This window comes from Scopulibacillus cellulosilyticus (assembly GCF_042665295.1).
In the GTDB taxonomy this organism is placed as follows: domain Bacteria; phylum Bacillota; class Bacilli; order Bacillales; family Sporolactobacillaceae; genus Scopulibacillus_A; species Scopulibacillus_A cellulosilyticus.
In genome coordinates this window covers 105261-121091 of the sequence record NZ_JBHTCO010000013.1, presented here as the reverse complement: position 1 = coordinate 121091, position 15831 = coordinate 105261, and the positions used below count along the sequence as shown (strand labels likewise).

Sequence of the window (15831 nt, the reverse complement as noted above, 5' to 3'; positions counted from 1 at the left end):
TAAGGAGGGCAAAGACTCATGGCAAAAGAAATTATGTTTAGTGAAGACGCTCGCCGCGCTATGCTTCGCGGTGTAGATGCATTAGCTAACGCAGTAAAAGTTACGCTTGGACCAAAAGGCCGTAACGTTGTTTTAGAGAAAAAGTTCGGTTCCCCGCTTATCACTAATGATGGTGTAACAATTGCTAAAGAAATCGAACTTGAAGATAAATTTGAAAACATGGGCGCTCAGCTTGTTTCTGAAGTTGCGAGCAAAACGAACGATGTTGCTGGTGACGGTACAACTACAGCAACAGTTCTTGCTCAAGCAATGATCACTGAAGGTCTTAAGAACGTGACTTCCGGCGCTAATCCAATGGTTATCCGCCGCGGTATCGAAAAAGCGACTAAAGCTGCTGTTGAAGAACTTAAAAATATTTCTAAGCCAATTGAAAGCAAAGAATCCATTGCTCAAGTTGCCGCTATTTCTGCTGCTGACGACGAAGTAGGTCAACTTATCGCTGAAGCTATGGAACGCGTTGGCAACGACGGCGTTATCACTGTTGAAGAGTCCAAAGGTTTCTCAACTGAATTAGAAGTTGTTGAAGGTATGCAATTCGATCGCGGTTATGCATCACCTTATATGGTTACTGATTCAGATAAAATGGAAGCTGTTCTTGACAACCCATACATCTTAATTACAGACAAGAAGATCTCTAATATCCAAGAAGTTCTTCCTGTTCTTGAACAAGTTGTTCAACAAGGCAAACCAATCTTAATTATCGCTGAAGATGTTGAAGGCGAAGCACTTGCAACACTTGTTGTGAACAAACTTCGCGGCACATTCAATGCTGTAGCTGTTAAAGCTCCTGGATTCGGCGATCGCCGTAAAGCTATGCTTGAAGATATCGCTACACTTACTGGCGGTGAAGTGATCACTGAAGATCTTGGCTTAGATCTTAAATCTGCAAGCATTGCTCAACTTGGTACTGCTTCTAAAGTTGTTGTTACAAAAGAAAATACAACAATCGTTGACGGTGCCGGCGAATCTGAGAAAATCGCTGCTCGCGTTAACCAAATCAGAGCACAACTTGAAGAAACAACTTCTGAGTTCGATAAAGAAAAATTACAAGAACGCTTGGCTAAACTTGCTGGCGGCGTAGCTGTTATCAAAGTAGGCGCGGCTACTGAAACTGAATTAAAAGAACGCAAACTTCGCATTGAAGATGCGCTTAACTCAACTCGCGCTGCAGTTGAAGAAGGCATCGTATCCGGCGGCGGTACTGCACTTGTTAACGTTCTTAAAGCTGTTGAAGGCGTAAGTGCTGACGGCGACGAAGCAACTGGCGTTAACATCGTTCTCCGCGCTCTTGAAGAACCAATCCGTCAAATTGCGAAAAACGCAGGCCTTGAAGGTTCTGTTATCGTTGAAAAACTTAAAAATGAAGAAGTTGGCGTGGGTTACGACGCTGCTAAAGGCGAATGGGTGAACATGATCGAAGCTGGTATCGTTGACCCAACTAAAGTAACTCGCTCCGCGCTTCAAAATGCTGCATCTGTTTCTGCTATGTTCCTAACTACAGAAGCTGTTGTAGCTGACAAGCCTGAAGAAAATGCCGGCGGCGCACCAGACATGGCTGGCATGGGCGGAATGGGCGGCATGATGTAATATCACTCAAAAACTCCTTATTTCAAGGGGCTTGAGGGTTGAAGCTGTCCGTTTTGGTGCCATTTTGGTGCCATGACATAAAAATTAGAGGTTTCTCATGAGTTCTCCAAACTTTTGAGATGCCTCTTTTTTTCTATCTTTAGTGATATGCAGATAAACTTGTGTTGTTGTCTCGTCATCTGTATGACCAATTCTGCTTAACTCCCATCTCAAATTTGATCCCGGAGAAAGTTTATTCACGTTTATCACCTCTAAAAGTTATTATATACGAAGATACGTTCGTTTATCACTGGAAAGTCAAACAAGTGTTCGTGATGAGGTGTACAAAATGGAGAAAAGAGGAAAAAACTTAAGATACGTTTGCAGGTATATAGTTTATGTAAATTCAATTATGTAGAAAATCAAAGCAATAGCGAGAAAAAAGAGATTTTTGTTTTTGATTTTAGCTTCAGTTTTGAATTATTGCCTAACGTGAAAATTAGTCCATATTGCCAAATTTAAGTGAATATGACTTTTTTCGTTTTTTAATTTTGGATAGTTCCCCTAAGATGAATTATGTAAACTGGGCCTTACCTTTTCCCCTATACAGAAGAAAAAAAATAACATACGTTGATATTAAAGTCTTTAATTATAGGGGGATAATTAATGGAAAGGGAAGAAAAGTGTGGAAAATGTGGACATAAAAAATGTCGATGCTCAGAAATAAAAAAGGTTAAAGTAAACAAAAAAATAAAAGTAAAAGTACTTTCGGGTACCGGAGCAACAGGTGCCACGGGAGCAACAGGCACTACTGGAGCAACAGGACCAACCGGAGCAACAGGTGCCGCTGGAGTAACAGGAGCCACGGGAGCAACAGGCGCTACTGGAGCAATAGGAGCCACCGGAGTAACTGGTGCTACCGGAGCAACAGGCACTACTGGAGCAATAGGAGCCACCGGAGTAACAGGTGCTACCGGAGCAACAGGCACTACTGGAGCAACAGGTGCCGCTGGAGCAACAGGACCTACTGGGGCAACAGGCACTGCTGGAGCAACAGGTGCTACTGGAGCAACAGGCGTCACCGGAGCAACGGGATTGACTGGGGCAACCGGACCAGCAGGGGGTGGCTTCATTTATCGATACGAACGTTTTCTTGATCCTGTTAATGGTAGCGACATTACAGGGGATGGAGGTGTCACAAATCCTTTTCAAACTATTTCTCATGCACTTAGCACTATTACAGATAACAGTGCAACGAATCAATATGAACTTATTCTTGCTCCTGGTACCTACAACGATAGCCCATTAGCATGGAAAGATTTTGTAAGTATGCGTGGTGTCGATCGAACGAATACAATTATTAATTTTCCCATTACTTATATTGGGAGTATGGGGCTAACTAACAATTTTGGTTCAAACTTTGATAATTTAAGATTTCAACAACCATTGACTATTGATACTAGTGCTGGTACTAACATTAACTTTTTCATTAATAATTGCCGTGTTGCCAACCTTACATTTAGTGGAGGAAATAATCCAAACACAGCTAATAATCTTTTTCTATTTGTTACAACAATCAATAATATTACCATTAATAGTGGTCCTGTTCATGCCTATACCCATACTGCTATTTTTAGTAGTCTCACAATTAATAATAATGATAATGCAGCTGGAAACGTTCAAACGTTCCTCGAGCTTGTAGGCGGGCATATTGAAGGAACAATCACATTAAATGGAAATTGCCTCCTTGATATTAGAGGATGTCAAAATATTGCCGATATGACTGGCAATCCGGATCCTGTTACTGGTACTATTCCAACATTTGTTACGGATAAAGGCAGCGTTATGGTTAGATCATTGACTCCAGGGATAACATCAGGAGGTACTCTCACTGGTTCTGTCATCCTTATACAAGTTGAAGAACATTTTCTGACAGCAACAGCAAATGCCACTCTAAGTTTAGAGACTTTCGTTTTATGTACAATTCCTGGCATTATAATTACATTGCCTCGGTCCGCAGAAAGAATTGGCCGTGAAATAAAAATTAAAAATATATCTTCTGGAACAATTACAGTTAGTGCACAACCAGGTGACACAATTGATGGATCATCAGCCGTAATTTTATCAAGTTCAAACAGTTTTCTGGAAGTCGAGTCTAATGGTAGCGATTGGTATATCATAGGACAATTACCGTAAGTTTTTTTAATGAATCGAAAAAACTAGAACAACAAAAACACTTCAATTGCCTGTTTACTTATTTAACAGATGGATTTTTTATGTAACAAAACAAAAATTGGTTACCACCAATAAATTGAAAAAAGCTGCCCCAATGCTATCGCATAAGAGCAGCCTTTTCAAATCCTCAAACTACCGGAACGGGAGTAACCGGAGCAAGAGGACAGGAACAATTTATTATATGAATGGTATTAATAAAAGTAACCGTTAACTTATTCTCTGGTCTTTCTATAAGAACATAACAAACCTATTCTCCTTTATTTTAGAGAATAAGTTCTTTTTGGTTTAAGCTCTTACTCCCTTATGATTTAAAAAGGATTATGTAAACGTAATTTATGTAAAAATAAACCCTGAAATGGGGACAATAAATGAACAATATAAGATGAAAATTTAAATGAAAGGAGTAAAATATGATCCAAAGTTTCTTAATTGGGTTTGTATTACCGTGGATTTTTGGAATTTGGCTTTATTTAAAAAACCCTAAAGTAATTTTAACAATTGCTCCTTTCATGTCTGTCGTTGCCTTTACCGTAAATCAGTGGGGGTATTACTTTGAATTTTGGGATTTGGTTCCGATATTGAAGGATGAAACAGCTTCTGCTATTCCACTTAATCTAGGTATTTATCCTGTCCTTTCAAGTCTTATGATTCATTTAATCCAAACCAAAAAATCTAATCCATATCTATGGATTTTTATTTTAACGATATTCACTACTTTCCTTGAACTAATATGTTTAATATTAGGAAAAGTAGTTTACCATAACGGATGGAATATATTTTGGACATTTGTTTCTTATCTAATTCCATACTGGTTAACATATCTTTATTACAAATTGTTAAAGCATCATGATATAATCTGACTTCTTTTTAGCTTACGATAAGAGAGATAAACCCTAAAACTTTTGACAGCCAATTACTACTATTGTAACATCAATACATTAAAACAGTCCTGAAATAAAGCGATTAAAGAGGTTTTCACATGAGATACGGATATGCTAGGAGCGGCGTTCATCAAAATTTAACATTCCAAATGTATGCACTAGAAGAACATGGCTGTGAAAAAATATATTCTGATAATACCTTAGGGCCAAAAGAAGATAAACCACGCTTTAAAGAATTACTGTCCATACTAAAAGAAGAAGACACATTGATCGTTACAAAGCTAGACAGGTTTGCTAAGTCAGCTGATGACGCTATCCAAATAATTAAGTCACTATTTGATAAAAATATCACAGTACATATCCTAAACATAGGAATAGTGGAGAATACACCAAAAGGACGTCTTATATTTAATATCATGAGTGCTTTTGCTGAATTTGAAAAGGATATAATTATAGAACACAATCAGGAAAGTAAGGAATTTGCCGAACAGCATGAAGTATTTAGAGAATCTAGCTCCAATAATTCTTTAAATAAACAAATAGAATACGCTTTAAAATTATTAGAAACATATTCTTATAAAGAAGTTGAAGGCATGACAGGGATTTCTAGAAGTACCCTTATTAGAGCTAAACAGAAGTCGGATTATTCTCGGAAGCATTAATTATTTTTATCTATATCAGGTACTTCCAGAAACTTATAATTTAATTCAATAAAGGATAAATTAAATACGTAATGTTTGTTACAACATCAATGAGGTTCACTCCTCGGTAAAGTACTTAATGGATACGGTTACCTCCCGTGGCCAAAGCAAAAGTCCCCTAAATACTCGTCATTAAGTATCTAGGGGACTTTTTTTCGAACTTTTATAAAAGAAGGGAGACACGCGCGTCGCTTAGGAAGAAAACTTTAATGAGCCCCTCCCATTAGCTTAACAACCGTAGAAAAGACAAGTGACAAGTGTTAAGGGTTTAGCCATAAGGAGTTGATTTTCAAAACCCTAAATACGGTTATTACATTAATTATATGTACCTTTAAAATAATGGCTTGCACTTTTATAACAAAAGTTAAATGGGGAAATAAACCATAACAATTTGCAAAAGACTGCTCAATTTTCTGAGTAACCTTTAAATGAGAGTTATTAGTGGGATGGCTTAATATTAAGCCATACTTTATTTTATTAGCTTGGCGATTAAAACGTTCGAATTAAAAAATCCGAACTAACATCAGGTGTAAGAATGTCAGTCCGGTACAAAACCATTTAATAACATATTGAGGTGCAGGCAGTCAACATTCCTATATTATGAAAGTTCATAAAATCGGTCGCTAAATATCCTTGGTTGATCATCTTTTAATTAAAAAATAAAGGAGCATAAAAATGTTGATCATACTTTCCCTGCATTTGTTCTCCACATTTTCTGAAAAACTCTCAAACACATAAAATTCCCGATGTAACAAATACTCTTAATAACTTTTTAAAAGGATTTCTCTCCTATAAATTTTAGTATCTTTTTTAGCAAATAATTAGAGAAGGGTGATCATTGTGCTCGAAAAAGGAAAGATTTCTGTGCTCCAGATGGGCATGATGACGTATTTAATGATCGGGGCAACAGCTATTCTTATCGTACCTTCTATAACAGCACAAAAAGCTGGGCGTGATATGTGGTTATCACCAGTCTTTAGTTCCTTAAGCGGCATTCTTGCCGTATGGATTGCATGGAAGTTATATAAACTTTTCCCGGAGGAATCAATTATTGAAGCCAGCGAAAAAATTCTTGGTCGTACATTGGGCAAGATTCTCAGTTTTCCTTTTCTATTCTTTCTTTTACATACCTATGGCACTATTGCAAGGGAATATGGAGAATTTGTTACCGCGGCCTACTTATATAAAACCCCAATAGGTGTTGTAATGGGATTTATGATACTGGTTTGTATCTTTGCCGTGCGAGGCGGAATCGAAGTCATAGCAAGATGTACACAAATTTTCCTTCCAATGATTATTCTTTTTTCTTTTGTGATGATTATTTTAGTGTTACCGGATTTAAACCCGTATAATATGTTACCAATTTTGGAGAGTGGGTTAATGCCAGCTATTAAGGGATCGATATCTCCACATATTTGGTTTATTGAGTTTTTTTATATCTCATTTTTATTTCCACTTTTGAATCGCCGAAAAAAAGTCTTAAGGGGAGGAATGGTTCCTGTATTAACTTTAATGTTAACAATGGTCATCTCTAACCTGATAGGTCTTTTTGTTTTAGGGGATTTGACAGCAAAATTTAACTTTCCGATATATACCGTTGGAAAGTACATTAGCATTGCAGATTTCCTTCAACATTTGGATGCCATAATCTTGGCTATCTGGATAGGAGGAAACTTTATTCAATTGTCAGTTTGGCTATATGTACTTGTCCTGGGTACTGCTCAGTGGTTGAATTTATCCGATTATCGTCCGATAGTTTTTCCTTTAGGGTTTTTATCAACGTTATTCAGTATTTGGGTTGTACCTAATTTTCAGGATCTGGTACTTTTTTTCTCTACAGCCGTCATACCGTGGGCATATATTACCTTAGCTGTTTACCCATTGTTTTTATTAGGTGTTGGAACAATTCAAAGGCGTGCAAAAACTAAAATGCCAAGTACAAGTTAGCAAGGATAGGATTATTCATGACAATAATATCTAATAAACCCTAACTGACGAATAAGACCGATTGCAAGATATTTTTCTTATTAAAGGTTCCTTTTATGGAAAAAGCACAGGGATTTACAACGGACGAGATGATATGCTTGAAAAAGGAAAGATTTCACCACTGCAATTAGGGATTCTCTTGTTTGAGCTTCAAACAGCAACAGGAGTTATTTCCTTGCCTGGTGCCGCTTATAAATATGCTAAACAGGACCTTTGGATTTCTTATATTTTCGCTTCGTTTGTTTTTTTTGTTTTTATATACATATACTTCTATTTAAATAAGAGTTATCCTAAAAAAACTTTAATTGAATATAGTACGGACCTCTTTGGAACATTGGTTGGAAAAACACTTGGTTTCATTTGCCTATTTTATATCTTTTATGTATCCCTCTTTAATTTAGGGGAATACAGTGAATTTTTAGCTGATAACTTCTTCCCTAAAACCCCTGAAATTATTATTATAGGTAGTTTGGTTATTGTATGCTCTTTTGCTGTTTTGAGTGGCATTGAAGCCATAGGTCGTTGTGCTCAAATTTTTTTGCCAGTTATCATTGTTCTTTTCCTTTTTATGCTTATACTTATTTTACCTGAAGTCAACATATTAAATTTATTTCCGATTTTGGAAAATGGCTTTACTCCCCCGTTAAAAGGGGGAATTGTAGCATCAGCATGGTTTGGGGATAACTTTATTCTGACCTTTTTGCTGCCTTTTAAAAAAAGTAAAGAAATCTGTTATAATCTCTCTCCTCATGTCGACACTTACATTGACATCCGTTAGCCTTACTATTCTTTTTGTACTCGGAGATCTTACAGACAAGTTTCTTTATCCTTTTATAATAGTTGCCCGTTATATAAGTGTTGCAGACTTTTTAACACATGTTGAAGCGGTTGTTATGGCCATTTGGATTCTTGGTATGTTTATTAAAATGACTTTATTTATTTATGTATTGACTTTAGGAACTTCCCAATGGTTAAAACTTAATGATTACCGTCACTTGGTTTTACCTATTGGGTTTTCATTAGTCTTTTTAGAAGTTTGGGTTGCACCTAACCTTATGACACTGGTTAAAAATTTCAATTCAGATCATATTTTTGGCATGTTTCCCAAGTATATTTTTCCAGCTTGCCTTTTTATTATTGCTTTAATCCGTTATAAATTTGTTCCTGATAAAAAATAATCCATTTTCTATTATTAACCTTTTGTAACAAAAAGCAATAGACCGATTCTTCTTTTTTAAGGAAAATCGGTTTTTGCGTTTTTCTTATAAGATGAATTATATAACTAAAAATTAAAAGGAAAAGCATCTACAAGAGTACAGTCAATATAGTCAAAATATTTATAGGATATTGTAACTGCCAATATAAAGGGAGGATAATAATATGCCGTCAATCTTATTAAATGGGATAAAGATTAATGCACTTCAGTCAGGTGGAGTCATAAATTCAGGAGATAGTTTGGCTTTAGAGCCGAAATCAACCGTTAAAACATTTAAAGGTTCAGGAGGTAACGGTACCGGGGATTTTCATGTAATTAATAATGATTTTAGTGAGACAAATTCAATTGATCCGGATGTAAATGATACAAATATTGCATCCGCTTAGAAAATTTATAAGATAATCGATCATAAAAAACGGAAGGGAGATAAAAAATATATGCCATCAATAATTTTAGGTCCTATAAAAATTACCGCACAAGAATCGGGTGCTGTTTTTAATAACGGAGACGCTTTTTACATTTCTCCAAAGACGGCTGAAAAAATTTGGGGTGGTTCTGGATCTTTTCCAACAGGTGATTTTCACGTAATTAATAATTATAACAGTGCAACAAATACAGTTGATCCGGATGTAAATGATACGGACTTAGCAGCCACATAGGCATTTCATTTACACCCATATATTATGTAGTTGTTATAAAAAGGTTACTTCATTTTTATGGAGTTAACCTTTTTTTAATTTAATTGGCAGTAATGATTTGGAAAGAAACAAGCAGTTGTTTTAAGATTGTATTAAATACCAATTGGATTACACCAAACATAATTTCGACGAAGTGAATAAAATGACATATGGAATCACCTCCATACAAACGTTTTTAGAAGGGTACTCTTTTTAGAGTACCCCTTTTTACACTTATGGTGCTTAACTATACTAGGACGATAGACATATATAATTACTATACCTATTCTCTCTTTTTCTTTTGTTCACGTAGTTTGTAATGGTTATTATTGGAGGTAAAAGCAATAAACGATATATAATAACCAAACTAATGGGACTCCTAAATGGAGTCCCTTCAGTCAGGGTTTGGGGTTTTGTTGAGAATGGTTGCTTTAAAAAATCATTTCAATTTCTGATCACTTTCCAACGATAATTAACAAGATGAATAAGACAACGATTAGCTCAAATCCAGCACCACCACCATATCCGCCAGCGTATCCCATATACTCACCCTCTCGTTTGAGGTGGGGTATTTTTTTGTCTAAAAAAGGCATCTTGAAGGTTTTTCTTGCCTTGGCGTCAAAATTATATAGTCAGGTTATTCCTTAGAAACATTCATAGTGTTGCGAGGTGATTGCCATGCGCTTAATGAAGTCCAAGATGCTGATTTTGTTTCTATATTTCTTAGGACTATTTTTGCTGTTGGAATGGTTAAGTACCCTTGATGTTTTGACACGCACAGGACATTTTTATTGGCTTACCTTGTTTGCGGTTTTTTCCTTCTTAATATCTTATTTGGGATTCCCAATTTGGCTTTCCTTTCCATTAAACTTTTTAGCTGTGTTGATAGTGTTACATAAGACGTTTTTTTACCATACACCATACTTTCAAAAATTATGGGTCATTTATTTTTTCAGTGATCTTGAAAAAAATTTGAGTTTTATTGTTCATGGAAATTGGCCGGGATTAACCGACTTGTTTAAGGTTTATGTGTTTTTAATTTTACTATGGCTTGCAAGTTTTTTAATTCCTTATTTATTTACTCAAAAACGCATGGCATTTTTTCTTGTTTTTACTATTGTTTATTTATCTTTGGTAAATATTTTTACGTCGTATCATATGGATAGTGCTTTCTTTTGTTCAATTTTTATAGGTTTATGTTTTATAGCAATAAAACGTTTCAGAGGTATCACATAAGGTCAGCCTTGGTGTGTTCAAGCAATTTCTTATCATGCTAAAAATATGAAAATTTGATAAAATGGAAATGAGGGAGAAAAGGCAGCTGCCATTAAGAGATTTCAAGGCTGTATAGGATATTTTTAAAAGCAGCTGGATTTGGTACAGCCATTCACATTCAATGCCATTGTTTTTTATTCTTGTTTAAGTAAAAATGAAAGCCCTTTAATTTGTCTTGAGGAGTGATGTATGTGAAATCTATATTATCTTCGTTTGAAGAGGCCGTCAGTGACATCCATGACGGCGCGACTCTTCTTGTTGGTGGCTTTGGACTCGTCGGGATTCCTGAAAACTTAATTATTGCCTTGCAAAACTCTGGTGTTAAAGATTTAACGGTCATTTCAAATAACTGCGGGGTCGATGATTGGGGACTCGGGCTGTTGTTGAAAAACAAACAAATTAAAAAAATGGTCGGTTCTTACGTAGGGGAAAATAAAGAATTTGAGCGTCAAGTACTGTCCGGCGAAATAGAGATCGAGCTGGTGCCGCAGGGAACGCTTGCAGAGCGAATTCGTGCGGGCGGTGCGGGCATTCCGGCATTTTATACGCCAGCGGGAGTAGGAACGCCGCTTGCAGAAGGAAAAGAAGTCAGAACGTTCAATGGAAAAGACTATTTGCTTCAAGAGGCAATCACGGCTGATTTCAGTCTTGTTCGTGCAGCAAAAGCCGACAAGTTCGGGAACTTAATTTACAATAAAACGGCCCGTAATTTTAATCCGATTATCGCAACGGCAGGCAAGGTGACGATTGCCGAAGTTGAACAACTGGTTGAGCCGGGAGAATTAAATCCAGACCACATTCATACACCGAGTGTTTATGTACAACGATTAATTGTCGGAAAACAGGAAAAACGAATTGAAAAACTGACAACGCGGTAGATGGGGGGAATGAGCGTGTCTAAACAAGATAAAGCAGCCGTAAGAGAAAAAATTGCGAGGCGAGCCGAAAAAGAAATTGAAAACGGATTTTATGTTAATCTGGGTATTGGTATGCCGACGCTTGTCGCCAATTACATACCAGATAATAAGGAAATTATGCTTCAGTCTGAGAACGGATTGCTCGGTATTGGTCCTTTTCCAACCGAAGATCAAGTGGACCCCGATCTCATTAATGCCGGAAAAGAAACAGTAACAGCTGCTAAAGGGGCTGCGTATTTCGACAGTGCGGAATCTTTTGGAATGATTCGCGGCGGGCATATCGATATCGCTATTTTAGGCGGTATGGAAGTATCCAAGAACGGCAGTCTTGCCAATTGGATGATCCCCGGGAAAATGGTTAAAGGCATGGGCGGTGCCATGGACCTTGTTCACGGTGCCAAACGCGTGATCGTCATCATGGATCATGTCAATAAAAATGGAGATCCTAAAATTGTCAATGAATGCAGTTTGCCGCTCACAGGAGAAAGCGTCGTCGACAGAATTATTACCGATCAGGCTGTGATCGATGTTAAATCTGAGGGACTTGTCCTTGTCGAAGTGGCAAAAGGATATACGGTAGAAGATATAAAGAAAGCTACGGAACCCGATTTAATCGTCAGCGATCATGTGAAGCTTGACGCCTATTAATATATAGTTTTTAAAGGCATTTCAAAAGGTATAGGGAAAATTTGTATAAAGCTGCAGAGATGAATATTCAAATTGCAGTTTGGCTTCCGTCTAACGGGAGCCTTTTTTATATTTAATCATTATTTCTTAATAATAGGAAAAGTGAATAAAAGGGAGGCGACCTTGAAGTAGGGCCTGTACATTGATAGAATGAATCCATAAAAAGTAGACGTTCAAAAAGTCCGGGAATTTTATTGTCAAAATTTTATTCGCATCTCGCTTTTTTGAACACCTGTTTAGGATGTTGAAAACTAAGTCTGTTAGTTTTTTCTATAAAATTTACGAGGTGAAGTTATGGAACAGCATCAAGATAACATTATAGTTATTGATTTTGGCAGCCAGTATAATCAACTGCTCGCCAGACGAATTCGTGATTTAGGCGTTTTTAGCGAATTGCTTCCGCATACAATGACGGCTGAAGAACTGGCAGCTAAAAAGCCTAAAGGTATTATTTTCTCTGGAGGACCAAACAGTGTCTATGGAGAAAATTCTCCAAAGTGTGATCCTAAGCTATTTGAATTAGACGTCCCAATTTTAGGCGTTTGCTATGGCATGCAATTGATGAGCGCCCACTTTGGTGCAGAAGTATCACGTGCAAATCATCGTGAGTATGGACAAGCTACCGTCCAAGTGAATACGTCAAGTCCGTTGTTTAAAGGGCAGCCTGAAGAGCAAAGTGTATGGATGAGCCATGGTGATCTTGTTCAAGCTCCGCCTGAAGGTTTTTCTGTTGATGCTAAGAGCGCTTCTTGTCCTGTAGCGGCTATGAGTGATGAAAGCCGTCAACTTTACGGTATTCAATATCATCCGGAGGTCCGTAATAGCGAATATGGTGATGAGCAGTTAAAGCATTTCGTATTTGATGTTTGCGGTGCTCGCGCGACTTGGACGATGGAACATTTTATTGATGAAAAAGTAGAAGAAATCCGTAACAGCGTCGGCGACAGGAAAGTGCTTTGTGCATTAAGCGGCGGTGTTGATTCATCCGTTGCTGCAGCGCTTGTTCATAAGGCAATCGGTGACCAGCTATATTGTGTATTTGTTGATCATGGCCTGTTAAGAAAAGGCGAAGCGGAAGAGGTTGTTAAAACATTCCGCGACGAATTCAATATGAATTTTATTAAAGTAGATGCTAAAGAACGCTTTTTAAATAAACTTGAAGGTGTCAGTGATCCGGAGAAAAAACGGAAAATCATCGGCAATGAGTTTATTTATGTTTTTGAAGAGGAAGCTAACAAACTTAAAGATATCTCCTATCTTGTTCAAGGAACGCTTTATACGGATATTATCGAAAGCGGGACGGCAACAGCACAAACGATTAAATCACACCATAATGTCGGCGGGCTCCCGGAGCGTATGATGTTTGACTTGATTGAACCATTAAATACACTCTTTAAAGACGAAGTACGCCGCTTGGGCTCTGAACTCGGTTTGTCGGATGCAATCGTTTGGCGCCAGCCTTTCCCGGGACCGGGACTTGGCATCAGGGTTTTAGGAAGTATCACTGAAGAAAAGCTTGAAATTGTTCGTGAATCTGATGCAATCCTTCGCGATGAAATTAAGAAAGCCGGTTTAGACAGAGATATCTGGCAATACTTCACTGTTCTTCCAGATATAAAAAGTGTCGGTGTTATGGGAGATGCGCGGACTTATGATTATTGCGTAGCTATACGCGCAGTAACTTCAATCGATGGCATGACGTCGGATTGGGCCCGGATTCCATGGGATGTGTTAGGAAAAATTTCGACACGTATCGTTAATGAAGTTGATCACATTAACCGTGTTGTTTATGATGTGACTTCGAAACCGCCTGCAACGATTGAATGGGAATAAATAACGAACGATAGAAAAAAATGAAAATAAAATGTTCGGTTTTTAATTGACCCTTACTGACCTGCCTGCTATAATGTACAAGGAAACTTTATAGCAACGTTCGTATAATCTTGGGAATAGGGCCCGGGAGTTTCTACAAAGCCACCGTAAATGGCTTTACTACGAAGGGCAGCAGGTCGTATATGAGGTTGTCCTTCTGTAGGTTTAAATAAAACTCCAGGCATATCGTCTGGAGTTTTTTTCACTTTTGGGAAGTATAAACAATGACCATAAATCGGCGTTTTGCAATTTATCCGAGTCTAACGTCTAATTTCCAACCTCTAACCTCTAGAATGGAGTGTCAACCTTGAATAATAATTGGATTGCTCGTTATTTTGGTTTTTCTCATTTTAATACATCTTTTAGGCAAGAAACAGTGGCGGGGTTAACAACCTTTTTGTCGATGGCCTATATTTTATTTGTCAACCCGACCATTTTATCTGATGCCGGTATGAACAAGGGGGCCGTATTTACGGCAACAGCTATTGCAACGGCATTTGGAACATTGGTGATGGGAATTGTTGCTAAATATCCAATCGCTATTGCACCGGGGATGGGAACCAATGCTTTCTTTACTTATACTGTTGTGATTGGTATGGGAATTCCTTGGCAAACGGCATTAGCCGGGGTACTTGTTGCGGGCATTATCTTTTTACTTATAACGGTCTTTAGGCTGAGAGAAATGATTATCAATGCCATTCCTGAGGAATTAAAGCGCGCGGCTGCAGCCGGCATAGGGATTTATATCGCCTTTATTGGTTTGAAAGGCGCTGGTATTATTGTTGCCAATAAAGATACACTCGTTTCTTTAGGTGACTTATCAAAACCTGGCACATTGCTGTCTATTTTCGGGCTTTTAGTGACAATTATTTTAGTGATTCGCAATGTTAAGGGCGGTATATTTTACGGATTAGTTATTACTGCAATAGCAGGCATGATCTTTAAAGTTGTGCCATTGCCGCATCACATCGTTTCATCTGTTCCAAGTGTTACGCCAACCTTGGGCGCAGCATTAAGCCATATTACTGATATTAAAACGATGAATTTAATTGTTGTCGTCATTACTTTCTTATTTGTTGTGTTTTTTGACACAGCTGGTACAATCATTGCGATTGCCAGTCAAGCCGGGTTTATTAAAAATAATAAACTGCCGAGAATAGGCAGGGCTTTATTTGCGGATTCTTCGTCAACTGTTGTAGGTGCTTTAGTCGGAACTTCGCCGACTTCTACTTATATTGAATCATCTGCAGGGGTTGCAGCAGGCGGCCGTACCGGCTTTACTTCAGTTGTCGTCGGTATTATGTTTCTGTTTGGGATGTTCTTTTCACCTTTGCTTACGGTGGTAACATCACAAATTACAGCACCGGCGCTGATTATTGTTGGTGTGTTAATGGCCGGAGCCCTTAAAGATATTGATTGGGGTAAATTGGAAATAGCCATACCTGCATTTTTGACAGTCGTCGGGATGCCGTTAAGCTACAGTATTGCAACAGGTATTGCATTAGGGTTTATTATCTATCCAATTTCAATGGCTGTTAAAGGAAGAATAAAAGACGTCCACCCAATTGTATACGTATTGTTTGTTATCTTTATATTATATTTTATTTTTTTAAGTTAAAAAGGAAGTTCATAACTCCGGAAAAACAGCTCCTTTTTGAATGCACATTAAAACTCGCCCTGGTGGCGAGTTTTTTTCATCATAAAATAACAACCTGACGTCCATACTTTTAATATAGAACAATATAAGGACGTGTTTGT

The 15831-nt window shown here is 37.6% G+C and carries 13 protein-coding genes, 1 pseudogene and 1 riboswitch; of the genes and pseudogenes, 12 read left to right on the top strand and 2 right to left on the bottom strand.

Annotated features, from left to right (window positions below; genetic code table 11):
• The first annotated feature begins 18 nt into the window (after nucleotides 1-18).
• Complete coding sequence (gene groL, locus ACFQRG_RS11190; protein ID WP_380966023.1) at nucleotides 19-1647, top strand: chaperonin GroEL; 1629 nt, start codon at nucleotides 19-21, stop codon at nucleotides 1645-1647.
• Between the two features lie 84 nt (nucleotides 1648-1731).
• On the opposite strand, the gene ACFQRG_RS11185 is transcribed toward groL, so the two are convergent.
• Complete coding sequence (locus ACFQRG_RS11185; RefSeq protein WP_380966022.1) at nucleotides 1732-1887, bottom strand: hypothetical protein; 156 nt, start codon at nucleotides 1885-1887, stop codon at nucleotides 1732-1734.
• 405 nt (nucleotides 1888-2292) lie between these two features.
• Here ACFQRG_RS11185 and ACFQRG_RS11180 point away from each other — a divergent pair, with 405 nt between their 5' ends.
• The 7 genes and pseudogenes from ACFQRG_RS11180 (at nucleotide 2293) to ACFQRG_RS11150 (ending at nucleotide 9304) form a co-directional block, all read left to right on the top strand.
• On the top strand, nucleotides 2293-3822 hold the full coding sequence (locus ACFQRG_RS11180; RefSeq protein ID WP_380966021.1) for a hypothetical protein: 1530 nt from the start codon (nucleotides 2293-2295) through the stop codon (nucleotides 3820-3822).
• A 449-nt stretch (nucleotides 3823-4271) separates the two neighbouring features.
• Nucleotides 4272-4721 carry a CBO0543 family protein gene (locus ACFQRG_RS11175; protein WP_380966020.1) on the top strand — a complete coding sequence of 150 codons (450 nt, stop codon included), beginning with the start codon at nucleotides 4272-4274 and terminating at the stop codon, nucleotides 4719-4721.
• 119 nt (nucleotides 4722-4840) lie between these two features.
• On the top strand, nucleotides 4841-5404 hold the full coding sequence (locus tag ACFQRG_RS11170; RefSeq protein ID WP_380966018.1) for a recombinase family protein: 564 nt from the start codon (nucleotides 4841-4843) through the stop codon (nucleotides 5402-5404).
• 879 nt (nucleotides 5405-6283) lie between these two features.
• A complete protein-coding gene (locus ACFQRG_RS11165) occupies nucleotides 6284-7390 on the top strand; it encodes a GerAB/ArcD/ProY family transporter (RefSeq protein ID WP_380966017.1) in 1107 nt (368 codons plus the stop codon).
• A 133-nt stretch (nucleotides 7391-7523) separates the two neighbouring features.
• Nucleotides 7524-8607: pseudogene (locus ACFQRG_RS11160) on the top strand (GerAB/ArcD/ProY family transporter).
• Between the two features lie 202 nt (nucleotides 8608-8809).
• Nucleotides 8810-9031 carry a spore germination protein gene (locus ACFQRG_RS11155; protein WP_380966016.1) on the top strand — a complete coding sequence of 74 codons (222 nt, stop codon included), beginning with the start codon at nucleotides 8810-8812 and terminating at the stop codon, nucleotides 9029-9031.
• Between the two features lie 51 nt (nucleotides 9032-9082).
• Nucleotides 9083-9304: a spore germination protein gene (locus tag ACFQRG_RS11150; RefSeq protein ID WP_380966015.1), complete on the top strand. Its 222-nt coding sequence runs from the start codon at nucleotides 9083-9085 to the stop codon at nucleotides 9302-9304.
• 473 nt (nucleotides 9305-9777) lie between these two features.
• Here ACFQRG_RS11150 and ACFQRG_RS11145 read toward each other — a convergent pair whose 3' ends face one another.
• Nucleotides 9778-9864 carry a YjcZ family sporulation protein gene (locus ACFQRG_RS11145; RefSeq protein ID WP_380966048.1) on the bottom strand — a complete coding sequence of 29 codons (87 nt, stop codon included), beginning with the start codon at nucleotides 9862-9864 and terminating at the stop codon, nucleotides 9778-9780.
• A 924-nt stretch (nucleotides 9865-10788) separates the two neighbouring features.
• On the opposite strand from ACFQRG_RS11145, the gene ACFQRG_RS11140 reads away from it, so the two are divergent.
• The 4 genes from ACFQRG_RS11140 (at nucleotide 10789) to ACFQRG_RS11125 (ending at nucleotide 15691) form a co-directional block, all read left to right on the top strand.
• The gene (locus ACFQRG_RS11140; protein ID WP_380966014.1) at nucleotides 10789-11475 is read left to right on the top strand and encodes a CoA transferase subunit A; all 687 of its coding nucleotides are present in this window, start codon (nucleotides 10789-10791) and stop codon (nucleotides 11473-11475) included.
• Nucleotides 11476-11484: 9 nt separating this feature from the next.
• A complete protein-coding gene (locus ACFQRG_RS11135; protein ID WP_380966013.1) occupies nucleotides 11485-12162 on the top strand; it encodes a CoA transferase subunit B in 678 nt (225 codons plus the stop codon).
• A gap of 333 nt (nucleotides 12163-12495) precedes the next feature.
• Nucleotides 12496-14034 (top strand): glutamine-hydrolyzing GMP synthase, encoded by a 1539-nt coding sequence (gene guaA / locus ACFQRG_RS11130; RefSeq protein ID WP_380966012.1) that lies wholly within the window; start codon nucleotides 12496-12498, stop codon nucleotides 14032-14034.
• 80 nt (nucleotides 14035-14114) lie between these two features.
• Nucleotides 14115-14216, top strand: a riboswitch (purine riboswitch).
• A gap of 164 nt (nucleotides 14217-14380) precedes the next feature.
• Nucleotides 14381-15691, top strand: coding sequence for an NCS2 family permease (locus tag ACFQRG_RS11125; protein ID WP_380966011.1), 1311 nt, complete (start codon nucleotides 14381-14383; stop codon nucleotides 15689-15691).
• The last annotated feature ends 140 nt before the right edge of the window (nucleotides 15692-15831 follow it).